Origin of the sequence: Streptomyces sp. SID13726 (assembly GCF_010548375.1) — a bacterium.
GTDB lineage: Bacteria > Actinomycetota > Actinomycetes > Streptomycetales > Streptomycetaceae > Streptomyces.
Genome location: NZ_JAAGLY010000012.1, coordinates 43,608 through 66,783, shown reverse-complemented (window position 1 = coordinate 66,783; position 23,176 = coordinate 43,608). Strand labels below are relative to the sequence as shown.

Annotated in this window: 22 protein-coding genes; 16 read left to right on the top strand and 6 right to left on the bottom strand. The window is 70.2% G+C overall.

The window, feature by feature from the left end:
- Positions 1-172: 172 nt before the first annotated feature.
- From G3I78_RS28440 to G3I78_RS28415, 6 genes are all read left to right on the top strand, one after another.
- Positions 173-1,111 carry a helix-turn-helix domain-containing protein gene (locus tag G3I78_RS28440; RefSeq protein WP_239158097.1) on the top strand — a complete coding sequence of 313 codons (939 nt, stop codon included), beginning with the start codon at positions 173-175 and terminating at the stop codon, positions 1,109-1,111.
- A 188-nt stretch (positions 1,112-1,299) separates the two neighbouring features.
- A complete protein-coding gene (locus tag G3I78_RS28435; protein ID WP_164429610.1) occupies positions 1,300-1,677 on the top strand; it encodes a Tat pathway signal sequence domain protein in 378 nt (125 codons plus the stop codon).
- 122 nt (positions 1,678-1,799) lie between these two features.
- Positions 1,800-2,378, top strand: coding sequence for a class F sortase (locus G3I78_RS28430; protein WP_239158107.1), 579 nt, complete (start codon positions 1,800-1,802; stop codon positions 2,376-2,378).
- An 85-nt stretch (positions 2,379-2,463) separates the two neighbouring features.
- Positions 2,464-2,955: an RNA polymerase sigma factor gene (locus G3I78_RS28425; RefSeq protein ID WP_164429608.1), complete on the top strand. Its 492-nt coding sequence runs from the start codon at positions 2,464-2,466 to the stop codon at positions 2,953-2,955.
- Positions 2,939-3,463, top strand: coding sequence for a hypothetical protein (locus tag G3I78_RS28420; protein WP_164429606.1), 525 nt, complete (start codon positions 2,939-2,941; stop codon positions 3,461-3,463). The genes G3I78_RS28425 and G3I78_RS28420 overlap by 17 nt, the downstream gene beginning before the upstream one ends.
- Before the next feature lie 125 nt (positions 3,464-3,588).
- Positions 3,589-4,104, top strand: coding sequence for a hypothetical protein (locus G3I78_RS28415; RefSeq protein ID WP_164429604.1), 516 nt, complete (start codon positions 3,589-3,591; stop codon positions 4,102-4,104).
- On the opposite strand, the gene G3I78_RS28410 is transcribed toward G3I78_RS28415, so the two are convergent.
- Positions 4,097-5,242 carry a serine hydrolase domain-containing protein gene (locus G3I78_RS28410; protein ID WP_164429602.1) on the bottom strand — a complete coding sequence of 382 codons (1,146 nt, stop codon included), beginning with the start codon at positions 5,240-5,242 and terminating at the stop codon, positions 4,097-4,099. The two genes, G3I78_RS28415 and G3I78_RS28410, sit on opposite strands and share 8 nt — an antisense overlap.
- Positions 5,243-5,476: 234 nt before the next feature.
- Here G3I78_RS28410 and G3I78_RS28405 point away from each other — a divergent pair, with 234 nt between their 5' ends.
- Positions 5,477-7,153, top strand: coding sequence for a sigma-70 family RNA polymerase sigma factor (locus G3I78_RS28405; protein ID WP_164429600.1), 1,677 nt, complete (start codon positions 5,477-5,479; stop codon positions 7,151-7,153).
- A gap of 16 nt (positions 7,154-7,169) precedes the next feature.
- Here the strand turns inward: G3I78_RS28405 and G3I78_RS28400 are convergent, their stop codons facing one another.
- Together G3I78_RS28400 and G3I78_RS28395 are read right to left on the bottom strand one after the other, a co-directional pair.
- Positions 7,170-7,901, bottom strand: coding sequence for a glycerophosphodiester phosphodiesterase (locus G3I78_RS28400; protein WP_164429598.1), 732 nt, complete (start codon positions 7,899-7,901; stop codon positions 7,170-7,172).
- Between the two features lie 18 nt (positions 7,902-7,919).
- A complete protein-coding gene (locus G3I78_RS28395; RefSeq protein WP_164429596.1) occupies positions 7,920-8,957 on the bottom strand; it encodes an adenosine deaminase in 1,038 nt (345 codons plus the stop codon).
- Positions 8,958-9,602: 645 nt separating this feature from the next.
- On the opposite strand from G3I78_RS28395, the gene G3I78_RS28390 reads away from it, so the two are divergent.
- A complete protein-coding gene (locus G3I78_RS28390; RefSeq protein WP_239158096.1) occupies positions 9,603-10,256 on the top strand; it encodes a DUF4190 domain-containing protein in 654 nt (217 codons plus the stop codon).
- A 49-nt stretch (positions 10,257-10,305) separates the two neighbouring features.
- Here G3I78_RS28390 and G3I78_RS28385 read toward each other — a convergent pair whose 3' ends face one another.
- Positions 10,306-10,875 (bottom strand): NADAR family protein, encoded by a 570-nt coding sequence (locus G3I78_RS28385; protein WP_164429592.1) that lies wholly within the window; start codon positions 10,873-10,875, stop codon positions 10,306-10,308.
- 211 nt (positions 10,876-11,086) lie between these two features.
- On the opposite strand from G3I78_RS28385, the gene G3I78_RS28380 reads away from it, so the two are divergent.
- From G3I78_RS28380 to G3I78_RS28345, 8 genes are all read left to right on the top strand, one after another.
- Entirely contained in the window at positions 11,087-12,622 is a 1,536-nt protein-coding gene (locus G3I78_RS28380; RefSeq protein ID WP_164429590.1) for a gamma-aminobutyraldehyde dehydrogenase, read from the top strand.
- 57 nt (positions 12,623-12,679) lie between these two features.
- Entirely contained in the window at positions 12,680-13,927 is a 1,248-nt protein-coding gene (locus G3I78_RS28375) for a spermidine/putrescine ABC transporter substrate-binding protein (protein WP_164429588.1), read from the top strand.
- Complete coding sequence (locus G3I78_RS28370) at positions 13,924-15,090, top strand: ABC transporter ATP-binding protein (RefSeq protein ID WP_164429586.1); 1,167 nt, start codon at positions 13,924-13,926, stop codon at positions 15,088-15,090. Before G3I78_RS28375 ends, G3I78_RS28370 begins: the two co-directional genes overlap by 4 nt.
- On the top strand, positions 15,090-16,019 hold the full coding sequence (locus G3I78_RS28365) for an ABC transporter permease (RefSeq protein ID WP_164429584.1): 930 nt from the start codon (positions 15,090-15,092) through the stop codon (positions 16,017-16,019). The genes G3I78_RS28370 and G3I78_RS28365 overlap by 1 nt, the downstream gene beginning before the upstream one ends.
- Positions 16,020-16,820, top strand: coding sequence for an ABC transporter permease (locus tag G3I78_RS28360; RefSeq protein WP_164429582.1), 801 nt, complete (start codon positions 16,020-16,022; stop codon positions 16,818-16,820). It begins immediately after the preceding gene.
- A 35-nt stretch (positions 16,821-16,855) separates the two neighbouring features.
- The gene (locus G3I78_RS28355) at positions 16,856-18,274 is read left to right on the top strand and encodes an FAD-dependent oxidoreductase (protein ID WP_164429580.1); all 1,419 of its coding nucleotides are present in this window, start codon (positions 16,856-16,858) and stop codon (positions 18,272-18,274) included.
- A 121-nt stretch (positions 18,275-18,395) separates the two neighbouring features.
- Positions 18,396-18,854 (top strand): hypothetical protein, encoded by a 459-nt coding sequence (locus G3I78_RS28350; protein WP_164429578.1) that lies wholly within the window; start codon positions 18,396-18,398, stop codon positions 18,852-18,854.
- Between the two features lie 103 nt (positions 18,855-18,957).
- A complete protein-coding gene (locus tag G3I78_RS28345; protein WP_164429576.1) occupies positions 18,958-20,754 on the top strand; it encodes a glycoside hydrolase family 18 protein in 1,797 nt (598 codons plus the stop codon).
- Here the strand turns inward: G3I78_RS28345 and G3I78_RS28340 are convergent.
- Both G3I78_RS28340 and gabT read right to left on the bottom strand, forming a co-directional pair.
- Positions 20,742-21,560 carry a phosphatase PAP2 family protein gene (locus G3I78_RS28340; RefSeq protein WP_164429574.1) on the bottom strand — a complete coding sequence of 273 codons (819 nt, stop codon included), beginning with the start codon at positions 21,558-21,560 and terminating at the stop codon, positions 20,742-20,744. The genes G3I78_RS28345 and G3I78_RS28340 overlap by 13 nt on opposite strands.
- A gap of 223 nt (positions 21,561-21,783) precedes the next feature.
- Entirely contained in the window at positions 21,784-23,118 is a 1,335-nt protein-coding gene (gabT, locus tag G3I78_RS28335) for a 4-aminobutyrate--2-oxoglutarate transaminase (protein ID WP_164429572.1), read from the bottom strand.
- Positions 23,119-23,176 lie beyond the last annotated feature (58 nt).

Genomic DNA, 23,176 nt, shown 5'->3' with positions numbered 1-23,176 from the left:
GACCCAGTGGTTGCGAGAGTGAAGGTCCTGTTTGGGGATTCCATGACAGGGCGTTGAAACTGCTGTGCTGTCCTGTTTTCGGAGACTTTCCGGGGGAGGACAGTACGTGATAGTGACCATGCGCAGTGAGGATCTGCCGCCTGCCGACCGGTTTCCGTGGTGGTGTGAGCAGATGGCACAGGACATCGTGCCGTCGATGGTCAGCAGCCCGCACGCCGACGACTTCCGGTCCGTGGTGACCGTCGCGGAGCTGGGGCCGGTGGTGCTGACGGCGCTGGACTACCCGGAGTTGCACTCCGTGCGTTCGCCGGCCCTGGTGCGCCGGTCGGACCCGGAGCGGTACGGACTCAGTGTCGTCATGGCGAACGACCTGTGCTTCGCCCAGCGGGACCGTGAGTCCCGGCTGACCCCGGGCCACCTGCTGCTCCACGACACCTCCCAGCCCCTGGAGACGCACGCCGGCGCCGGGCGGGGAGAGATGGTGATGCTCCAACTGCCCAGGACCGCGCTGCCGTTACGCCCCGAACGGCTGTACCCGCTGCTCGCCCGCGCCATGTCCGGCGCCACCGGGATGAGCGCGGTCTTCGCCCGCTACCTCGTCAGCGTCGCCGGGGCCGTCAGACGGGGAGAGGTCGGCGAGCGCGAGGTCGGGCGGCTCGGTGAGGTGGCCCTCGACCTGGCCGCCGCGACCCTGGCCTCGTACGTCGACGCCGAGGACCGGCTGTCCCCGGAGACCCGGCGCCAGGCGCTGCTCGCGCGGATCGAGGCGTTCGTCGAACTCAACCTCGCCGACCCGGAGTTGACCCCCGCGGTGATAGCCGCCCACCACCACATATCCCTGGGCTATCTGCACCGGCTCTTCCGGCACCGCGAACTCACCGTCGCCGCCTGGATACGGCATCTGCGCCTGGAGCGCGCCCGGGCCGACCTCGCCGACCCGCTGCTGCGCCACCACCCGGTCCACGCCCTCGGCGCCCGCTGGGGCTTCCAGCACGCCGCCGACTTCAGCCGCGCCTTCCGCACCGCGCACGGCGTACCCCCGGGCGACTACCGGCGACAGGCCCTGCGGACGGCCGGTACGACGGTGGAAGCGGCGTCGACGAACAGGTGACGCTGCGCCACCGACGTGCGCCGTGCGTCTTGGGCCAGTTCCACGTATCCGCTCGCCCGCGCGAACGGCCCTCGTGTCTTTGCCTTCTCTTTACAACCTGGCTCCCGGCCGGGTCGTCTCTCCGCTCGATCAACGCCACCGCCCCCCGGCCGCGCCGGTGGGGCGAACGACGAAAGAGAGAACGATCCATGCGTCGAACCGGCCTCAGTGCCCTGGCCCTCGCGTGCACCGCCGTCCTGGCGGGCGCGATGCCCGCGTTCGCCGACGGGGTGTCCGACTCCCCGAGCGCCGTCCCCTCCGCCACCTCGGACGCTTCGGGCGCGACCACCGCGCCGAGCCCGGTCCCGTCCAAGGTCGCCGAGCCGACCCGAGTTCCGAGCGCGGTGCCCTCGGACTCCCGGGGCCAGGTCGCCGTCGTCCCCAGCGGTGCCCCGAACACCGGTGAGGTCCCGACCTCCTCCGGCTCCTCCAACGGCGCCCTGATCGGCGGGGGCGCCGCCGCGGCCGTCCTCCTGGGCGGCGGCACGGTCGTGCTGCTCCGTCGCCGGCGCGCGAACGAGGCGTGACCGGCAACAGGGCTGCCGTCGGAACGCCGGGCGGGACCACTCCGAGGGCTGCCGTCGGAGCACCGCCACGGCGGACCCGCGCCACCGCGGCCGTACGCACCCTCCTCGTCGCCCTCCTGGCCCTGCTGGCGGTCGCCTGCGGTGGGCCGGGCGGCTCCGACGGGAGTGGCGTGCGGGAGAGCGAAGTGAGCGGAATCTCCGCCGGTGGATCGACCGCCGCCGCCAAGTCCGGTACCGGCGTGGGCCGTTCGGTCCCCGTCGCGCTCAGTGTCCCGGCCATCGGCGTCGACACCCCGCTCATGAGGCTCGGGCTCGCGAAGGACGGCAGCGTGCAGGTGCCGCCGATCGTCGCGCACGACCGGGCCGGCTGGTACGAGCACTCGCCGACCCCCGGGCAGAAGGGCCCGTCGGTGATCCTCGGCCATGTCACGGTCGGCTCCTACGGCGACGGCGTCTTCCGGCGCCTCACGGACCTGCGCAAGGGCGACGAGATCGTGACGCGCCTGAAGAACGGCACGTCGGCGGTGTTCGCCGTCACCGAGGTGCGCACGGTCGCCAAGGCGGACTTCCCCACCGAGGAGGTCTACGGCGATGTCGACCGGCCGGAGCTGCGGCTGATCACCTGCGGCGGCGCCCGCACCGGTGACGGCTACCTCGACAACGTGATCGTCTTCGCGGCCCTGCGCTCCGCGAAGCCCTGACGGCGTCCGTGCCCCGGGCCGCGCGGGAACCCCTCCCGCCGGTCCGGGGTCTTCCTCCGCGAACGCCACCACCCTATGGAGAACGTTGAAACGGTCCAGCGAGAAGGCCGCGTCCGAGCTGTTCGCCGCCCTCTACCCGCGCCTCGCCGGCTGGTGCAGGCGGCTCGTCGACGACGACGGGACCGCCCATGAGATCGCCTCGGAGGCGTTCACCCGCCTGTGGGCCCGCTGGACGAGCGTCGACGAACCACGCGGCTTCCTCTACGTCACCGCGGCCAACCTGGTCCGCGACCACTGGCGCAAGCTGGAGCGCGAGCGCAAGGCCGTGCGCCGCGCCACCACCGAGGCGGCGATCAGCCCGCCCACCGAACAGACGGACCCCTCGGTCCGGTTGCTCGTGCAGTCCCTGCCCGAACGGCTGCGCGTGCCGATCCTGCTCCACTACTACGCTGACATGCCGATCCGGGAGGTGTCCGTGCTGACCGGACGCAAGGAGGGCACCGTCAAGGCCGACCTCCACGCGGCCCGTGAACTGCTCCGCGCCCATCTGAGGAGAAGCCTTGATCACACACTCTGACGAGGGCCCGGACCGCGACCCCGACGACCCGCTCACCGTCCTCCTGCGCCCACCGGCCGACTACCTCGGCGCACCGCCCGGCCACTACGAGGCGATCCGCCGCGGCGCCGCCCGCCGCAAGCTGCTGCGCGCCGCCGCCGGGGCCGCGCTGACCGTCGGTGTCGCCGCGCTCGCCGTACTGCCTCTGCGTCTGTCCGCCACCGACACACACCGCGCCCCGACCGTCCCCATGGCCCCGCCGCCGGTGACCAGCCCCGCGCCCGAGCGGTCCGCGTCCCCCACCCCGAGCCCCGTGCCCAGCGAACGGCGCCCCAGCGACCGGCCGTCGAAGGCCCCGCGCACCGCCCCGTCCGACTCGACGGTCCCGTCCGCCGTCCGCGCCACCCCGTCGGACCCGACCCCCACCCGCACGGCTTCGTCGGACTCCGCCGTGGCGTCCGCGACCCGGGCGCCGTCGAACGAGCCGTCGGCGGTCCGTGGCGGGGGGGTGACCCACGCGGAAGGGTGACCGACGCAGAAGGGCGACCCACGCAGAAGGATGACCCACGCAGAAGGGTGATCCACATCGGAGGGTGACTCACACCACCGGAAACCTCTTTTGAACGTGTTCAACTCCAGGCGTACGCTGCTGCCATGAGCGACAGAGCCGCCCAACTCAGGGGCATCCGCGCGTGGCTGGCCCTCTTCGTCGTCTGCCTGGTGCTCAGCGGCGCCACGGCCTTCCCGCTGGTCCACGAACTGCGCTGGACCGAGGACCTGCTGCGGCACCTCCCCGCGCCGGACGCCCTGACCGACTGGATCACCCGCGTGCGGCGCGGCCTCGACACCGCCGACTCCGACTACCCCTTCCTCCTCTACGGCACCGACTGGCTGGCCTTCGCCCACCTGGTCATCGCGGTCGCCTTCTACGGCCCCTACCGCGACCCGGTCCGCAACATCTGGGTCGTCGAGTTCGGCATGATCGCCTGCGCGGGGATCGTCCCGCTCGCCCTGATCTGCGGACCGATCCGGGGCATCCCGGTCTGGTGGAGCGTGATCGACATGGCCTTCGGGGTGTTCGGGGTGATCCCGCTGTACGTCGTGCGCAGGAAGATCAAGCGGCTGGAGGCGCTCACCCCGGCCGGCTCCCTCGCCGTACCCGCTACTTGAGCGCGGCCGTGACGATCCTGACCACGACCGGGTTCGCGTCCTGGCTCTTCGCGTCGGTGGAGTTGACCGAGCAGACCAGGGTGCGGCTCAGATCGCGGGTGGCGGCGATCGCCGAGTTGTAGCCGTACCGGCCACCGGACTTGGCCCAGAACACCTTCCCCTCGGACGCGAAACGCTGGAGCCCCGCGCTGTAGCTCGCGCCGGGGACGTCCGAGGGGACCGTGAACATCTCCGCCAACTGCGGACCGCGCACGATCCGGCCCCGGAACAGGGCGGTGAGCAGCCGCTCCAGGTCCGCGGTCGTGGAGATCATGTCCCCGGCGGCGAACCGGTCCGCCTGGTTCCACTCGGTGACGTCCAGGAACTCCGTCGTCCCGTCGGCCCTCCGCACCGCCTGGTAGCCCCGGTTGTGCGGGCCCCGGATGCGCGGGTCGGTGCCGGGGAAGTACGTGTCCCGCATCCCGGCCGGCGCCAGCACCAGCCGGGTGGCCTCGGAGGCGTACGGCCGCCCGGTCACCCGCTCGATCAGCAGGCCGAGGAACGTGTAGTTGATGTTGAGGTAGTGCTGGCCCCCGCCCGGGCGGAACTCCGGCTCCTTCGCACCCGCCGACGCGGCCACCCGCTGCGGAGTGAGTGTGTCGAAGCGGTGGGCGTACACCTCCTCGAAGGTGGTGCCGAGGCCGTCGCCCGCCGGGATGCCGCTGGTGTGGTTCAGCAACTGCCGTACGGTGACCGGCCGGAAGCGCCTGCCGAGGAGACCGGGCAGATAGTGCTGGACCGGCAGGCACAGGTCGATCCGCCCCTCCCGCGCCAGCCGCAGCACGGCCGCCGCCGTCACCACCTTCGTCGTCGAACCGGCCCGGAACCGCGCGGCCGGATCGGCGGGCCCGCGGCTCTCCAGGTCGTGCACGCCCGAACTGCCCCGCCACCCGCCTCCGCTGCCACCGACCCGCACGAGGGCCGCGGTGGCGTCCGCGTCCGGGAGTCCGGCGATGGCGGCGCGTAGCGCCTCGGCGCCCGGCGCGGGGGCGGTGGGGATGGCGGTGGTGTGCGCCTGTGCTACTGAGACCGGCAGGGCGGCGCTCAGGGGTACGGCGAGGGCGCCGGTCAGGATGCTTCTGCGACGGATGTCACGCATGGGGCGGCTCCTGCGGATGTGGGATATGTGTGATCATCCTGCGGGGCCGTCGAGGCGGCGGGATCGTTGGCGAGGAGGGCCCCGACCCTGGTCTCACCCTGAGCAACTCCCGCTGAGCGTAGGGGAGTTGTGGAGGGAGGCCCCCTAGGGGACGAAAAAAGTGTTATCGCGGAGCCCTTCACTCCGTCTCCACGCACGAACACGCACGGAGGGGCACCGGCCGGAAAGGACGACGTGGACACGCGGCAGTGGCGCGACACCATCGCGGCGGCGCAGGACGGCGACCGGCGCGCGCTGGACGAACTCGTCGAGGGCTGGCTGCCGCTGGTGTACAACATCGTCGGCCGCGCCCTGAACGGCCACGCCGACGTCGACGACGTCGTCCAGGAGACCATGCTGCGGGCCGTCGACAACCTCGGCAGCCTGCGCGACCCGGACAGCTTCCGGTCCTGGCTGGTCGCCATCGCCATGCGCCAGATACGTGACCGGGCCCGCCGCAGAACCCCCGCCCCGCTGGACGAGTCGGCCGCGCGCGAGGCCGCCGACTTCGCCGAACTCACCGTGCTCCGGCTCCAGTTGGAGGGACAGCGGCGCGAGGTCGCGGAGGCGGTGCGCTGGCTCGACGACGAGGACAGGCAACTGTTGTCCCTGTGGTGGCTGGAGGTCGCCGGCGAACTCACCCGGCGTGAACTCGCCGCCGCCGTCGGCATCAGCCGCCAGCACGCCGCCGTCCGCGTCCAGCGCATGAAGGAGCGCCTGGAGACCTCCCGAGGCATCGTCCGCGCCCTCGACGGCGCCTGCCCCGACCTGCGCGAACTCACCGGCCGCTGGGACGGCGGCCCCGACTCGGTCTGGCGCAAGCGGCTCGCCCGGCACATCCGCGGCTGCGGCTACTGCGGCGACGCCCGCGAGACCGTCGTACCGGCGGAGCGGCTGCTGGTCGGGATCGCCCTCGTGCCCGTCCCGGTCGGCTTCACCCTGTCCCTCGCCCTCGGCGGCAAGACGGCCGCGGCCGCCACCGCCGTCGCCTCCGTCAGCTGGTCCGCCAAGGTGATGAGCGCGCTCACCCAGCCGGTCGTCGCGGCCACCGCGGGCGCCACGATCGTCGCGGGCGGCGCGTACGTCGTCACCCAGACCCCGGACACCCCGGCACCCCGCGTGGCGATCTCGCCGACGGCCGCCAGCACCCACCGGCCGCCCTCGCCCACCGCGTCCCCCACGCCCACGCCCTCGGCCTCGCCCACCCCGTCCCCGTCGCCCTCGGCCACCCGGCGGAAGACCGTCGTCTACGGCAGTGTCGTGGACGCCGTCGACCGGGCCCCTGACCCGGACACCCCGCCCGCCGCCCTGCCGCACCGCCCCGAGACCGGCATCACCAGCACCGGCGGCGCGCACGCCGTCATGAACCACCGTGGCGACAGCGTGACCCTGACCGGCAAGGGCTATGTCCTCGTCCGCTGGCAGATCGCACCGCTCTCCCGCTCCGGCAGCCTGGTCATGCCCGCCTGGACCGGCCTCCAGGGCAAGCTCTTCCACGTCGCCTCGGGCGGCGGCCGCCGCATGGACGACCCGCTCAACCCCGCCGACACCGCCTCCACCGGCATGGGCGACCCCACCACCGGCTACGCCGTCCCGCCCGCCGGCACCCAGCAGATGTGGCAGAACGAGTACTTCTACGTCGACGGCAGCGTCACCCTCGTCCAGAACGAACGCGGCGCCGACTACGGCCTCAGCGTGTTCCCGTCGACCTGGGACGCGGTCGACAAGGACGTCCACTACGGCCCCCCGAACGGCGCGATCCGCTACGGCCTGGTCCGCGACACCGGCACGGACGACACCCCCGTCCCGCAGTACGTCACCAGGTCGACTCCCGCCGACGCGGCGACCGTGGCTCAGGGGTCGCGGGTGTAGCGGTGCCGTGGGGCTCTCAGGTCGCGTTCCCGTTCGTGCTCGCGTTCCCGTTGGCGTTCCCGTTGGCGCTTGCGCGTAGGGCGCAGAGCACGTCCACGCGGTTCGTGGTGATCGAGTCGACGCCCATCGCGGTCAGGCGGCGCATCGAGCGGCGGGTGTCGGGGGTCCAGACGGAGATCAGGTAGCCGTCCGCGTGGATGCGATCGGCGAGGGCGCCGTCGAGCAGGGGGAAGCGGTAGTTGAGCCAGCGGGGCTTGACCGCGTCCAGGAGGGCGGGGCGCGGGGGTGCGAGGCTCGTCCAGGTGAGGGCGATCTCGGCGGCCGGGTCGGCCGCGCGTACGGCGAGCATCGCGGTGGCGTCGGCGCAGTAGTAGACGCGGTCCTGGGCGCCGTGCTCACGGACCACGTCCACCACGCGGCGGGCGACCCGCACCTCCCTGGTGCCGGGCAGGTCGAGCATCAGGCGATGGCCGTCGGTGGCCTGGAGAGCGTCCGCCAGCGTCGGCACCCTGCCGTCCGTCAGGCCCCGCACCTCGGCCGCGGACAGGGACAGCAGCGGACGGTCGTGCTCCCACAGGCGCTTCAGCGTCTCGTCGTGCAACAGGACGGGGACGCCGTCCTTGGTGAGCCGTACGTCGGTCTCCACCGCGTCCGCGCCCCGGTCGAGCGCGGCACGCAGGGAGTCGATCGTGTTCTCACGGACGCGGTAGGGGTCGCCGCGGTGTGCCACGGCCGTCAGCTTCTGCATGCGTCCATTGTGGTGGGCTCAGGAGGCGAGCCAGGAGGCGGTGTACGTGTCGATCTCGTTCCTGATCCTGGACTTGCCGGCCTCGTCCAGGAACGACGCGTCGACCGCGTTCTTCGCCAGCTCCGCCAGGCCGCGTTCGTCGAGGTCCAGGAGCCTTGCCGCCACCGCGTACTCGCTGTTCAGGTCGGTGCCGAACATCGGGGGGTCGTCCGAGTTGATCGTGATGACGACGCCCGCCTTCGCGAACTCCTTGATCGGGTGCTCGTCGAGGGTGCGGACGGCCCGGGTCGCGATGTTGGAGGTGGGGCACACCTCCAGCGGGATGCGGTGCTCGGCCAGGTGCGCGAGGAGCTTCGGGTCCTGGACGGAGTTCGTGCCGTGGCCGATGCGTTCGGCGCGGAGGTGGGTGAGGGCGTCCCACACCGTCTCCGGGCCCGTCGTCTCACCGGCGTGCGGGACGGAGTGCAGGCCTGCCGCGATCGCCCTGTCGAAGTACGGCTTGAACTGCGGGCGGGGTACGCCGATCTCGGGGCCGCCGAGGCCGAAGCTCACGAGGCCCTCCGGGCGGAGGCGGTCGTCCGTGGCGAGCCTCGTCGTCTCCTCCGCGGCCTCCAGGCCGGCCTCGCCGGGGATGTCGAAGCACCAGCGCAGGACCGTGCCGAACTCCGACTCCGCCGCCTTTCGGGCGTCCTCGATCGCCTCCATGAACGCGCGTTCGTCGATGCCGCGGCGGGTGGAGGAGAACGGGGTGATGGTCAGCTCGGCGTAGCGGACCTGCTGGCGGGCGAGGTCCCTTGCCACCTCGTAGGTCAGCAGCCGTACGTCCTCGGGGGTGCGGATCAGGTCCACGACGCTGAGGTAGACGTCGATGAAGTGGGCGAAGTCCGTGAACGTGAAGTAGTCGGCGAGGGCTTCGGGGTCGGTGGGGACCTTGGAGTCGGGGTGGCGGGCGGCCAGTTCGGAGACGATGCGGGGGGAGGCTGAGCCGACGTGGTGGACGTGTAGTTCGGCCTTGGGAAGGGTGGCGATGAAGGGGTGGAGGTCGGGTGTTGTCATGGGGGCCTTCCCGGGTGATCGGCTGATCGATGCGGAACATGTTAGGCGGGGGTGGTTGTCGGTCGGGTGGGTGTGTCGTCTGCGGGTGCGGTGGGGGCGGGCGTTTTGCGCAGTTCCCCGCGCCCCTGGATGCCTGCGGCGGCCTGCTCGGCTTCGGTGGGGCTTGCTGTAGCGCGTTCGGTCCGGTGGTGGGGGCGGGGACGGGGTGGGGGGTATCCGTCCTCGGTCCGGCGGCTCGGTCCATCGAAACAGGGCTCTGTAACGGACGCCGGCCGCTGCGGGCGGACACCCCCCACCCCGTCCCCTGCGCGCCGTACGCGGCCAACGGCCCGTGGTGGCGCGCGCGGGGCGCCGCGGTCGAGGGGGGCACGTATCGGCGCAGGGTAGGTGTAGCTCGTCAGGGGCGCGGGGAACTGCGCGACAAGCCACGACGCACCCGCACCCGCCAGACCACACCGCGAGGCACCCCCATAGGCGCCCGGTTCAAGCCCAGCGCAGCTGCCCGCGGGGAACTGCGCGACCAGCCACGACGCTCCCGCACCCGCCAGACAACCGAACCCGGCACCCCCATAGGCGCCCGGCCCGAACTCACCTCGCACTGGGCCGTAACATGGCCGCACGTACGACTAGCGGGGGGACATGCGCATGGCAGACGACGAGGTGCAGCGGGAGCGGGATCCGTGGGCGCCGCCGGAGGGTGGGCCCTCGTTGGAGAAGGGGCCGCAGCCGCCGACCGTGCATGATCAGGCGACCGTGACGTCCGTGCCCGGTGGTGGGTACGGGTTTCCGCCGCCCGGGACCGCGGGGCCCGTGCAGGGGCCGCCGGGGTACGGGTACCCGGCGCCGGAGCAGGGCGTGCCCATGGGGTCCGTGCCACCGCCTCCCATCGCGCCGGGCGGGCCCGGTGCGCCCGTCGGATACGGCTACCCCGGCTACCCGCAGGGGTACGGCGGCTGGCCCGCCCCGCCGATGCCGCCGCAGAACGGTATGGGCGTCGCCGCGATGGTGCTGGGCATCCTGTCCTGTGCCCTGTTCTGCATGTACGGCATCCTCTCGCTGGTCCTCGGTGTGCTGGCCATCGTCTTCGGGATCAAGGGACGCAAGCGGGCCGAGCGGGGTGAGGCGACCAACCACGGGCAGGCGCAGGCCGGTTTCATCATGGGCATCATCGGGACGATCCTCGGCGTCGCCGTGATCGTGCTGCTCGCCATCGGCATCACTGCCGCGATCAACTCGGAGAACGACGAGCCCGACTACTACGACGGATCCCTCGCGGTCGTCGCCGGCGCTGTCGCCTAGGGGCAAGACGAGAAGAGAAGAGCAGGAGGGGCGGGCCCTGGTCCGCCCCTTACGCGTTTCTCAAGGTGTCTCTCGCCTCCATCAGCGCGAAGCCCAGGAGGTTCGGGCCCCGCCACCGCTCCGGGGCGTGCGCCGCCTCGTCCGTCGCCGCCAGGCCGATGCCCCAGACCCGGTCCACCGGGCTCGCCTCCACCAGGACGCGGTCGCCGGTGTTCAGGAGGAACCGCCGTAGGTCGTCGTGGGCCGTGAACTTGTGGACGCTGCCCTCGACGACGATGCCGAAGCGCTCTCGTCGCCAGGTCTGCTCGTCGAAGTCGCGGACCGTGCGGCCCGCCTTCTTGGCCTGGGAGGGGTGGCCGGCGGCCAGGACGCGGTGTTCGGCTTCCTGATCTTCGAAAAGGCGCGCCTTGCCCGCCATCATCCAGTGCTCGGCGGTCGCATAGGTCACTCCGTCCACCACGAACGGTGACGGCCACCACTGACTCAGACAGCTCGCGCCGATTCGGCCGTCCGGCAGCGGGCGGTGGCCCCAGAAGTGCAGATACTTGATGTGAGCGCCTGCCCTGACCTGCTTGACCAGGGCATCCTGTGAATCGATCTTCCCCGTGATCTTCCCCATGCACGCGAGTCTGACAGGCACCACTGACACTCCGTCCTGCCTTTTCGGGGACGACTCGACACCTGGTCGACAGATTCCGTCGCGTAACCGAAAGGCAACAACGGAATCACTTGTAGGAGTGTCATTGCTCTGTCAGGATCGGCACTCAAATCGAGCTGGAGCTACGCCACCCGCCCTCGGGGAACGAGGGATGACGGCGGAGGAGAGCGACATGCACAATCCGGGCACTGCCATCCCGGACCGGTTCCCGGCCCAGGAGCGGTTCGCCGAAGGGGCGCAGTTCATCGGAGGGCGTCTCACCAAGGGGACCTCCGGGCGGACGCACTCGGTCGTGGATCCCGCCAGTGGTGAGGAGGTCTTCACCTACGAGCTGGCGGGCGCCGAGGACGTCGACGCGGCCGTCGCCGCTGCTCGTGAGGCCTTCCCCGGGTGGGCGGCGGCCACTCCCGGTGATCGTTCCGACGCTCTGCACCGGTTCGCCGCCGTGCTCGCCGAGCGTGCCGAGGACTTCGCCCGCGCGGAGTCCCTCCAGTGCGGGAAGCCACTGAAGCTGACCCGGGAGTTCGACGTTCCGGGGACCATCGACAACACTTCGTTCTTCGCCGGGGCCGCTCGGCATCTTCAGGGGCAGTCCGCGGGTGAGTACTCCGGGGATCACACGTCTTATGTGCGGCGTGAGGCCATTGGGGTTGTCGGGTCCATCGCACCTTGGAACTACCCGCTCCAGATGGCCGCCTGGAAGATCCTTCCGGCCATCGCCGCCGGTAACACCATCGTGCTGAAGCCTGCCGAGATCACTCCTCTCACCTCGCTTCTCTTCGCCCAGGCCGCCACCGACGCCGGGATTCCCGACGGTGTCATCAACATCGTCACCGGGACCGGGAAGGAGGCCGGCGAGCATCTGGTCGGGCATCCCGATGTGGTCATGACCTCGTTCACGGGGTCGACCGCGGTGGGCAAGCGGGTGGCTGAGGTCGCCACCGCCACCGTCAAGCGGCTCCATCTGGAGCTGGGCGGCAAGGCGCCGTTCGTCGTCTTCGACGACGCCGATCTCGAAGCCGCCGTCCATGGGGCCGTCGCCGGTGCGCTCATCAACACCGGGCAGGACTGCACGGCCGCCACGCGCGCGTACGTGCAGCGGCCGTTGTACGAGGCGTTCGTGGAGCGCACCGCCGCACTGATGGAGACCGTCCGGCTCGGGGACCCGTTCGCCGCCGGTACCGATCTCGGGCCGCTGATCTCGCACGTCCAGCGGGACCGGGTCGCCGGGTTCGTCGACCGTGCGCGTGCCTACGCGCGCGTGGTGACGGGAGGGGAGGCGCCGGGCGGGGAGCTCGCCAAGGGTGCCTACTACAAGCCCACGCTTGTCGCCGACGCCGCCCAGGACAGCGAGATCGTCCAGTCCGAGATCTTCGGGCCGGTGCTGGTCGTGCTGCCGTTCGATACTGATGACGAGGGCATTCGGCTCGCCAACGACACGCCTTACGGGCTCGCCGCCTCCGCCTGGAGCCGGGACGTCTACCGGGCCAACCGTGCCACCCGGGAGATCAAGGCCGGGTGTGTGTGGGTCAACGACCACATCCCGATCATCAGCGAGATGCCGCACGGCGGGTACAAGGCGTCCGGCTTCGGCAAGGACATGTCCTCGTACTCGTTCGAGGAGTACACGCAGATCAAGCACGTCATGTTCGACAACACCGCGGTGGCCGCGAAGGACTGGCACCGCACGATCTTCGGGGACCGATAGCCGTTGTTCAGGCCGCCTGACCAGCGGCCGCCCACTTTCCCGAAAGGGCATCAGCGCATGGAGCAGTACGAGCCCGACCGCCTGTCGCCGGCCCAAGTGGCCGCCGTGCGGCGCAGCTTCCGCAATGGCCGGGCCGCGATGACCCGGCGGTCCCTGCTGCGTGCCTCCGCGGGCGGCGCGCTCGCGGTCGGCGGCCTCGGCGCGCTGAGCGCCTGCGGCATCCCCGCGGCCGGGAACACCCAGGGCGGCGTCTCCGCGGAGGACCACTCGGCCAAGGAGAAGACCGTCAGCTTCTCCAACTGGACCGAGTACATCGACGTGGACGAGAGCGAGAAGCACCACCCCACGCTCGAACAGTTCAAGAAGCAGACCGGTATCTCGGTCAAGTACACCGAGGACATCAACGACAACGTCGAGTTCTTCGGGAAGATCAAGCCGCAGCTCGCGGCGGGGCAGGACACCGGGCGCGACATCATCGTGCTCACCGACTGGCTCGCCGCCCGGCTCATCCGGCTGGGGTGGGTCCAGAAACTGGACGCTTCCAACCTGCCGCACGCGTACGCCAACCTGTCCGCACAGTTCCGCGATCCCGACTGGGACCCGGGACGGGCGTACTCCTATGTGTGGCAGGGCATCTCGACCGTCATCGCCTACAACAAGAAGGCGCTGGACGGCGTCGAGGTGAAGTCGATCTCCGACCTGCTCGACAACGCCAAGCTCAAGGGCCGGGTCGGCTTCCTGTCGGAGATGCGCGACAGCATCGGCATGACCCTGCTCGACATGGGCAAGGACCCGGCGAACTTCACCGCCGACGACTACGACGCGGCCATCGCGCGGCTCCAGAAGGCCGTCGACAAGGGCCAGATCCGCCGCTTCACCGGCAACGACTACACCTCCGACCTGACCAGCGGCGACTTCGCGGCCTGTGTCGCCTGGGCCGGTGACGTCGTACAGCTGAAGGCGGACAGCCCGGACATCGACTTCATCATTCCCGCGAGCGGATACATGACGTCGACCGACAACATGCTGATCCCCAACAAGGCGCGCCACAAGACGAACGCCGAGCGGCTCATCGACTTCTACTACCAGCCGAAGCCGGCCGCCGAGCTCGCCGCGTACATCAACTACGTCTCTCCCGTCGACGGTGTGAAGCCCGAGCTGGAGAAGCTCGACCCGGATGCGGCGAACAACCCGCTGATCATCCCTGACAAGGCCATGGCCGCGAAGTCCCACGCCTTCCGCTCGCTGAGCTCGAAGGAAGAGACGGCCTTTGAAGAGAAGTTCGCGAAGCTGACTGGGGCGTGATCACCGTGACCGACAAGAACACCGACACCAGCGGAGACGTCCGCCTCTCCGGCATCAGCAAGACGTACGACAACGGCTTCACCGCCGTACAGCCGCTGGACCTGGTCGTGCCCCAGGGGTCCTTCTTCGCCCTGCTCGGCGCCTCCGGCTGCGGCAAGACGACCACCCTGCGCATGATCGCGGGCCTGGAGGAACCCACCACGGGCACCGTGCACCTCGGCGACCAGGAGGTCACCCGGCTGCCTCCCTACAAGCGGCCGGTGAACACCGTCTTCCAGTCCTACGCCCTCTTCCCGCACCTCGACATCTTCGAGAACGTCGCCTTCGGCCTGCGCCGGCGTGGCATCAAGTCCGTCAAGAAGCAGGTCGAGGACATGCTGGAGCTCGTACAGCTGGGGGAGCAGGCCCGTAAGAAGCCGCACCAGCTCTCGGGTGGCCAGCAGCAGCGGGTGGCCGTGGCGCGGGCGCTGATCAACACGCCCAAGGTGCTGCTGCTGGACGAACCGCTCGGCGCCCTCGACCTCAAGCTGCGCCGCCAGATGCAGCTGGAGCTCAAGCGCATCCAGACCGAGGTCGGCATCACCTTCGTGCACGTCACGCACGACCAGGAGGAGGCCATGACCATGGCCGACACGGTCGCCGTGATGAACGCGGGCCGCGTCGAGCAGCTCGGCTCGCCCACCGACCTGTACGAGAACCCGAACACCACCTTCGTCGCCAACTTCCTCGGCACCTCCAACCTCATCGAGGCCGAGGTCGACTCGAAGAGCGGCGGCGAGATCGTGCTGAAGGCGGGCGGCGGGAAGCTGGTCCTGCCCGAGGCGCGCTACTCCGGGCCCGCGGCGACCGGCGGCAAGGTGCTCGTCGGCGTCCGGCCCGAGAAGATCTCCCTCGCGCACGCCGACGAGGCCGGGGAGATCCCCGAGGGCCGCAACCGGATCAGCGGGAAGATCGCCGACTCCTCCTTCATCGGGGTCTCCACGAAGTACGTCATCGACAGCCCCGTCTGCCCCGAGTTCGAGGTCTACGCCCAGAACATCGACCGCGACGCCCGCCTCGTGCCCGGCGCCGAGGTCGTCCTGCACTGGAACCCGGCCCACACCTTCGGCCTGGACGCCGCCCAGGACATCGACGCCGGCATCCAGGAAGAGGCGACGGTCTGATGGCGACCCTCACCGAGGCGCCACCGCCTCTGACCCCGACCGCGCCCGAGAAGAAGCCGCCGCGCAAGCGGGGCCGCTTCACGCCGTACTGGCTGCTGCTGCCCGGCATTCTCTGGCTGGTCGTCTTCTTCGCGCTGCCGATGATCTACCAGGCCTCCACGTCCGTGCAGACGGGCTCCCTGGAGGAGGGCTACAAGGTCACCTGGCACTTCGCCACCTACTGGGACGCGCTGTCCGAGTACTGGCCGCAGTTCCTGCGTTCGATCCTGTACGCCGGTGCCGCGACGATCCTCTGTCTGGTGCTGGGGTATCCGCTGGCGTATCTGATCGCGTTCCGCGCGGGACGCTGGCGGAACCTGATCATGATCCTGGTGATCGCGCCCTTCTTCACCAGCTTCCTGATCCGCACCCTCGCCTGGAAGACGATCCTCGCGGACAGCGGCCCGGTCGTCGGCGCCCTCAACACCCTGCACGTCCTGGACGTCACCAACTGGCTCGGCTGGACCGCCGGTGACCGGGTGCTGGCCACGCCGCTCGCGGTGGTCTGCGGTCTGACGTACAACTTCCTGCCGTTCATGATCCTGCCGCTGTACACCTCCCTGGAGCGCATCGACGGCCGGCTGCACGAGGCGGCGGGCGATCTGTACGCCAAGCCCTGGGTGACCTTCCGGAAGGTCACCTTCCCGCTGTCGATGCCCGGCGTGGTCTCCGGGACGCTGCTGACCTTCATCCCGGCGGCCGGTGACTACGTCAACGCCGACCTGCTCGGCTCCACGGACACCCGTATGGTCGGAAACGTCATCCAGACGCAGTTCCTGCGGATTCTCGACTATCCGACGGCCGCGGCCCTCTCCTTCATCCTGATGGCCGCGATTCTCTTCATGGTCACCCTCTACATTCGTAGGTCCGGGACGGAGGATCTGGTTTAAATGGCCTTCGTCAACTGGCTCAAGCGCCATCTCGTCGTCATCGCGGGACTCATCACGCTCGGATATCTGCTCCTTCCGAACGTCGTCGTCACGGTGTTCTCCTTCAACAAACCGAAGGGGCGCTTCAACTACGAATGGCAGCAGTTCTCGCTGGACGCCTGGAAGGACCCCTGTGGGGTCGCCGACATGTGCGGCTCGCTCTCCATCAGCCTCCAGATCGCGTTCTGGGCGACCATCGGCGCGACCGTCCTCGGCACGATGATCGCCTTCGCGCTGGTCCGCTACCGCTTCCGCGCGCGGGGCGCGGTGAACTCGCTGATCTTCCTGCCGATGGCGATGCCCGAGGTCGTCATGGCGGCCTCGCTGCTCACCCTGTTCCTCAACATGGGCGCACAGTTGGGCTTCTGGACGATTCTCATCGCGCACATCATGTTCTGCCTCAGCTTCGTCGTCACGGCGGTCAAGGCGCGCGTGATGTCGATGGACCCGAGGCTCGAACAGGCGGCCCAGGACCTCTACGCCGGTCCCTTCCAGACCTTCATCAGGGTCACCCTGCCGATCGCCGCCCCCGGAATCGCGGCGGGTGCGCTGCTCGCCTTCGCGCTCTCCTTCGACGATTTCATCATCACCAATTTCAACGCGGGCTCGACCGTCACCTTCCCCATGTTCGTCTGGGGCTCGGCACAGCGCGGCACACCCGTTCAGATCAATGTCATCGGTACGGGCATGTTCCTGGTCGCCGTACTCCTCGTGCTGGCCTCCATGGTCATCAGCAACCGCCGTAACAAGCAAAAGGCATAAGCCTTTTCGCGCACCCTCTGTAGGGAGTTGAAATCATGGCCCCAAGCGCCATGAGCCGTTGGACAAAGGCACTTTCCGAAGCGCAGCCGGTTCCGTACTGGCTGGACGACCCCGGCAGGCCGCACCCCGAGCCCGCCCTCACCGGCGCCGAGACCTGCGACCTGCTGGTCGTCGGCGGTGGCTACAGCGGACTGTGGACCGCGCTCAACGCCAAGGAGCGCGACCCGGAACGGGACGTCGTCCTGCTGGAAGGCCGCGAGGTGGGCTGGGCCGCCTCCGGTCGCAACGGCGGCTTCTGCGCCGCCTCCCTCACCCACGGGCTGCCCAACGGGCTGACCCGCTGGCCGGACGAGATCGTGAAGCTCCAGGAGCTGGGCGCCCGCAACCTCGACGAGATCGAGAAGGCGGTCGCCCGGCACGACCTCGACTGCGAGTTCGAGCGCACCGGCGAGATCGACGTGGCGACGGAGACGTACCAGGCGTGGGAACTGCGCGACTGGTATGACGAGCTCCAGGAGAAGGGCCTCGCCGACGGCGTCGACTTCCTGGACGCCGACGAGGTGCGCGAACAGGTCGCCTCGCCGACCTTCGAGGCGGGACTGTGGGACCGCAGGGGCGTGGCCATGCTCAACCCGGCCAAGCTCGTCTGGGGTCTGAAGCGGGCGTGCCTGCGGCTCGGTGTCCGGCTCTACGAGAACACGCCCGCCCTGGAGTTGAAGTCGTACGGCGCGGGAATGGCCGTACGCACTCCGTACGGTTCCGTGCGAGCACGCAAGGTCGCGCTCGGCACCAACATCTTCCCGAACCTGGTCAAGCGGGTGCGGTCGTACACCGTCCCGGTCTACGACTACGCGCTGATGACCGAGCCGCTGAGCGAGGAGCAGCTCGCGTCGATCGGCTGGAAGAACCGGCAGGGGCTCGGGGACTCCGCGAACCAGTTCCACTACTTCCGGCTCTCCGCCGACAACCGCATCCTGTGGGGCGGTTACGACGCGGTCTACCAGTACGGCGGCCAGGTGCGCGCCGAGTACGACGACCGGCCGGAGACCTACGCCAAGCTCGCCGGGCACTTCTTCACCTGCTTCCCGCAGCTGGAGGGGGTGCGGTTCACGCATGCGTGGGGCGGCGCGATCGACACGTGCACCCGGTTCTCCGCGTTCTACGGCACCGCCCACCAGGGCAGGGTGGCGTACGCGGCGGGGTACACGGGCCTCGGGGTCGGTGCGACCCGGTTCGGCGCGGACGTGATGCTGGACCTGCTGGCGGGGCAGGACACGGAGCGCACACGGCTGGAGATGGTCCGCAGGAAGCCGCTGCCCTTCCCACCGGAGCCCTTCGCCTGGACCGGCATCGCCCTCACCAAGTGGTCCCTCGCCCGGGCGGATTCGCACGGCGGGCGGCGGAATCTGTGGCTGCGGACCATGGACCGGTTCGGCCTCGGATTCGACAGCTGAAATGATCGTATGTGATCTGGTTCACTCCAACGGGTGGTCAGAACCCGCGTAATGCCTGCCAGGAGACCTCCCTCTCCCTCGTGACGCGACCAGCGTCGACGAGCGAGAGGGAGGTCCTCTGATGACTGGGGCGAAGACGGCGGTCGAGTGGCTGGCATCCGTCGCACCGGATCCCGAGGCCTGCCGCTGGGAGTGGGAACGCAACCCCCTCGGGGTCGCGCTGCTGCCGGCGGGCAAGGCCTGGGACGTACTGATCCTGCCGGGCGATCTCGGCTATCCGACACTCGACGTCCTCACCCGCATCCTCGATCAACTCGGCCCGGTGCTCGTCGACTTCGGCGACGCCAGGATGGGCTTCTTCGTGCCGCCCGGCACCGCGGCCCGCTGGCTCGGCACCGGTATCCGTACAGCGGGCGCCGGCACCTGGATCGTGGTGCCGTACCCGGGCCGGGTGGCCGGGGGAGGGGTGCGCTGGCTGGTCCCGCCGGACGGCTCGGGCACCCTGACCGACCCGGCGCTGCTGGAGCTGGCGATGCACGAGGCGGCGGCGGGGCTGGCGACGGAGCAGGGCGACGGCTGAGCGGCGGGTCCCGAACCGCGACGGGAGGTCCTGACAACCCGGATTGGTCTGGACCCAGTTGGGCGCGCTCCACCCTCCGATTCCCCCATGCCCGGAGGCTCCTGTGGACCGCACCCGACGCAACAGACCCGTCCTCGCCGCGCTGACGGCCACTGCGCCGGCCCTGCCCGGCATCACCGCGCTCTCGTCGGCCGCCCGTGCGGCCGACGCCGACCTGGCGAGGAACGGAGGCTTCGAAGCGGGACTCGACGGCTGGACCTGCTCCTCGGGTACGGCGGTCAACAGCCCTGTGCACAGTGGGAGTTCGGCGCTGCAGGCGACCCCGGCCGGCAGCGACTACGCCCAGTGCGCCCAGACCGTGACCGTACGGCCCGACGCGCAGTACACGCTCGCCGGATACGTCCGCGGCTCCTACGTCTACCTCGGCGCGAGCGGCACCGGCACCACCGACGTCTCCACCTGGACCCAGTCCGCCCCGGCCTGGCAGCGGCTCACGATGACCTTCCGCACCGGCCCGTCCACCACCAAGGTCACGATCTACACGCACGGTTGGTACGGGACGGGCGCGTACAACGCGGACGACATGTCCCTCACGGGGCCCGGCGTCGAGGCCGGACAGCCACCCGCCGTGCCCACGGGCCTGAAGGCGGGCACGGTCACTTCGTCCGACGTGGCCCTGTCCTGGACGGCGGTCACGGGTGCCACCGGCTACGCCGTCTACCGGGACGGCGTCAAAGTCCGGACGGTGAGCGGGACTTCGGCCTCCGTGAGCGGACTCGCGCCTTCGACGGCGTACGGCTTCCAGGTCGCGGCGGTGAACGACACGGGTGAGTCGGCGAGGTCCGTATCTCTCAACGTGACGACGACGGCCGGGAGTTCCACGGACCTCCCCACCCACGCCCTGGTCGGCTACCTCCACGCGAGCTTCGCCAACGGCGCCGGCTACACCCGCCTGGCCGACGTCCCCGACAGCTGGGACGTCATCGACCTGGCCTTCGGCGAACCCACCTCGGTCACCTCCGGCGACATCCGCTTCACCCGCTGCCCGGTCACCGAGTGCCCGAACGTGGAGTCCGACGCCGACTTCAAGGCGGCGATCCGGGCGAAACAGGCGGCTGGCAAGAAGGTGCTGATCTCGATCGGCGGCCAGAACGGCCAGGTCCAGCTGACGACCACGGCCGCCCGGGACGCCTTCGTCTCCTCGGTCTCCTCGATCATCGACACCTACGGCCTCGACGGCCTGGACATCGACTTCGAGGGCCACTCGCTCTCCCTGAACGCCGACGACACGGACTTCAGGAACCCGAAGACGCCGGTGATCGTGAACCTGATCTCGGCGCTGAAGACGCTGAAGGCGAAGTACGGGGCGAACTTCGTGCTGACGATGGCCCCGGAGACCTTCTTCGTGCAGATGGGCCACCAGTACTACGGCACCGGCAAGTGGGGCGGCCAGGACCCGAGATGCGGCGCCTACCTCCCGGTGATCCACGCCCTCCGCGACGACCTGACCCTGCTCCACGTCCAGGACTACAACTCGGGCCCGATCATGGGCCTCGACAACCAGTACCACTCCATGGGCGGCGCCGACTTCCACATCGCCATGACCGACATGCTCCTAACCGGCTTCCCGGTCGCCGGCGACCCCGCGAACGTCTTCCCACCCCTGCGCCCCGACCAGATCGCCATCGGCATGCCCGCCTCGGTGAACGCCGGCAACGGCTACGTGTCCCCGGCAGAGGTCACCAAGACCCTCGACTGCCTGACGAAGAAGACGAACTGCGGCTCCTACCCCACCCACGGCACCTGGCCGTCCCTGCGCGGCCTGATGACCTGGTCGATCAACTGGGACCGGTTCTCTGACGGGGAGTTCCGGGGGGTGTTCGAGGGTTACTTCGGCTGAGGCTGCGATCGGGGTCGAGGCCGAACCCGGTCGAGGATCAGCCACCACCCCGGCAGCAGGACCGCGCACAGGCACCAGCTGGCCACCACGTCCAGTGGCCAGTGGTAGCCGCGGCGGACCAGGCCGTAGGAGACGCCCAGGATCAGGAGGGCGTAGAGGAGGAGCAGGGCGCGGCGGAGGTGGGGGGTGGGGAGGAGGGGGTGGAGGAGGAGGGTCGCGGTGCCGTAGGCGATGGCTGCTGTGGCGGTGTGGCCGGAGGGGTAGTAGCCGGTGCCGGGGGCGGCGACCGTGGTGCCGGAGCGGGCGGTCCAGAGTTTGAGGGGGACGACGATCGCCGGGACCAGGGCCATGAGGAGGGCCGCCGCGGTGGCCGGGAGCCACCAGCGGTCTGTACCCATGGCGCGGTGGCGCCGGGTCACGTAGACGAGGGCCAGGAGCAGGAGCGGTACGGCTACCTGGACATTGCCCAGGTCGGAGAGGCCGCCGCCGATGCGGTCCGGGTGGATCAGGGCGCGGCTGACGCGTTCGTCGACACGCAGAAGCGGCCCGTCCTCGACGACCTGCCAGGTGATCAGGGCGAAGAGGAGGGCCGGAATTCCGAGAAGGAGGGTGAAGAAGGCCGGCCGCCCCGGAACAGGGGGGGTGGTTCCGGGGCGGCCGATCAGATCGGATCGTCGGCCGCCCCGGGGGGTTTGGGGCGGGCGACTGTCCGATCGGTGAGGAGATCCGGAGCCGGAGGCTCCAGTTGTGTGCGCGAGGGCACGACCAGGGCGAAGCTGGGGAGGCCCCGTCCTGATGTCGCCCACAGTCCCCTGTGGGCGGGGTGTATCTCTCATCTGGGTAGAACCTACGGCAGGGGGACGGCGTACGACAGACGGAATCGCATCCTCACAACCACCTCGCACACCTTCTTCACACCCTCTGCCGTTCGCCACCGCAGCCCCGGAATCCCAAGGTATGTCAGGGCTGGGGCGGCTGGTGCGGGAAGGTATGAGTCCGCTTCCGACCTGCTGCGTCGTTCCTGTGACGTCAGATGCGGGTGAAGGCCTGCTCGATGATGTCGAGCCCCTCGTTCAGCAGGTCCTCGCCGATGACGAGCGGCGGCAGGAAGCGCAGGACGTTGCCGTAGGTGCCACAGGTCAGGACCAGCAGCCCCTCCTGGTGGCAGGCCTTGGCCAGCGCGGCGGTCGCCTCCGGGTTCGGCTCCTTGGTCGTACGGTCCTTGACCAGCTCGATGGCGATCATGGCGCCGCGGCCCCGGATGTCGCCGATGACGTCGAACTTCTCGGCCATCGCGGTCAGGCGGGTCTTCATCGTGGCCTCGATCGCCTTCGCCCTGGCGTTGAGGTCCAGCTCCTTCATCGTCTCGATCGAGCCAAGCGCGCCCGCGCAGGCGACCGGGTTGCCGCCGTAGGTGCCGCCCAGGCCGCCCGCGTGCGCGGCGTCCATGATCTCGGCGCGGCCGGTGACGGCGGCGAGCGGGAGGCCGCCGGCGATGCCCTTGGCGGTGGTGATCAGGTCCGGGACGATGCCCTCGTCCTCGCAGGCGAACCACTGGCCGGTACGGCAGAAGCCGGACTGGATCTCGTCGGCGACGAAGACGATGCCGTTGGCCCGGGCGAACTCGCTCAGCGCGGGCAGGAAGCCCTTCGCGGGCTCGATGAAGCCGCCCTCGCCGAGGACCGGCTCGATGATGATCGCGGCGACGTTGTCCGGGCCGACCTGCTTGGTGATCTGGTCGATGGCCTGGGCGGCGGCCTCGGGGCCGGCGTTCTCGGGGCCGGTGGGCCAGCGGTAGCCGTACGCGACGGGGACGCGGTAGACCTCGGGGGCGAACGGGCCGAAGCCGTGCTTGTACGGCATGTTCTTCGCCGTCAGTGCCATGGTGAGGTTGGTGCGGCCGTGGTAGCCGTGGTCGAACACGACCACCGCCTGTCGCTTGGTGTACGCCCGCGCGATCTTGACGGCGTTCTCGACGGCCTCGGCGCCGCTGTTGAACAGGGCCGACTTCTTGGCGTGGTCGCCCGGGGTGAGCTCGGCGAGGGCCTCGGCGACCTCCACGTAGCCCTCGTAGGGGGTGACCATGAAACAGGTGTGGGTGAAGTCGGCGAGCTGGGCGGAGGCGCGGCGTACGACGGCCTCGGCGGAGGCGCCGACGCTGGTCACGGCGATGCCGGAACCGAAGTCGATGAGCCGGTTGCCGTCGACGTCCTCGATGATCCCGCCGCCCGCGCGTGCCGTGAACACGGGGAGCACGGAGCCGACGCCCTGGGCGACCGCGGCGAGGCGGCGGGTCTGGAGCGCCTGGGACTTGGGGCCGGGGATGGGGGTGATGAGGCGGCGCTCCTGCGGAAGTGCGTTCATGAGGGGCTCCTGGGGTGGTGCGGGCGGGGATCTCGCGGACTCTGTCCAGTCTTTTCTC

Coding starts and splice junctions, on each gene's coding strand:
- G3I78_RS28360 (WP_164429582.1), top strand. CDS start 16,020: ATGGCCTTCGTCAACTGGCTCAAGCGCCATCTCGTCGTCATCGCGGGA.
- G3I78_RS28375 (WP_164429588.1), top strand. CDS start 12,680: ATGGAGCAGTACGAGCCCGACCGCCTGTCGCCGGCCCAAGTGGCCGCC.
- G3I78_RS28355 (WP_164429580.1), top strand. CDS start 16,856: ATGGCCCCAAGCGCCATGAGCCGTTGGACAAAGGCACTTTCCGAAGCG.
- G3I78_RS28380 (WP_164429590.1), top strand. CDS start 11,087: ATGCACAATCCGGGCACTGCCATCCCGGACCGGTTCCCGGCCCAGGAG.
- G3I78_RS28435 (WP_164429610.1), top strand. CDS start 1,300: ATGCGTCGAACCGGCCTCAGTGCCCTGGCCCTCGCGTGCACCGCCGTC.
- G3I78_RS28400 (WP_164429598.1), bottom strand. CDS start 7,901: ATGCAGAAGCTGACGGCCGTGGCACACCGCGGCGACCCCTACCGCGTC.
- G3I78_RS28395 (WP_164429596.1), bottom strand. CDS start 8,957: ATGACAACACCCGACCTCCACCCCTTCATCGCCACCCTTCCCAAGGCC.
- G3I78_RS28390 (WP_239158096.1), top strand. CDS start 9,603: ATGGCAGACGACGAGGTGCAGCGGGAGCGGGATCCGTGGGCGCCGCCG.
- G3I78_RS28350 (WP_164429578.1), top strand. CDS start 18,396: ATGACTGGGGCGAAGACGGCGGTCGAGTGGCTGGCATCCGTCGCACCG.
- G3I78_RS28415 (WP_164429604.1), top strand. CDS start 3,589: ATGAGCGACAGAGCCGCCCAACTCAGGGGCATCCGCGCGTGGCTGGCC.
- G3I78_RS28385 (WP_164429592.1), bottom strand. CDS start 10,875: ATGGGGAAGATCACGGGGAAGATCGATTCACAGGATGCCCTGGTCAAG.
- gabT (WP_164429572.1), bottom strand. CDS start 23,118: ATGAACGCACTTCCGCAGGAGCGCCGCCTCATCACCCCCATCCCCGGC.
- G3I78_RS28365 (WP_164429584.1), top strand. CDS start 15,090: ATGGCGACCCTCACCGAGGCGCCACCGCCTCTGACCCCGACCGCGCCC.
- G3I78_RS28440 (WP_239158097.1), top strand. CDS start 173: ATGGCACAGGACATCGTGCCGTCGATGGTCAGCAGCCCGCACGCCGAC.
- G3I78_RS28410 (WP_164429602.1), bottom strand. CDS start 5,242: ATGCGTGACATCCGTCGCAGAAGCATCCTGACCGGCGCCCTCGCCGTA.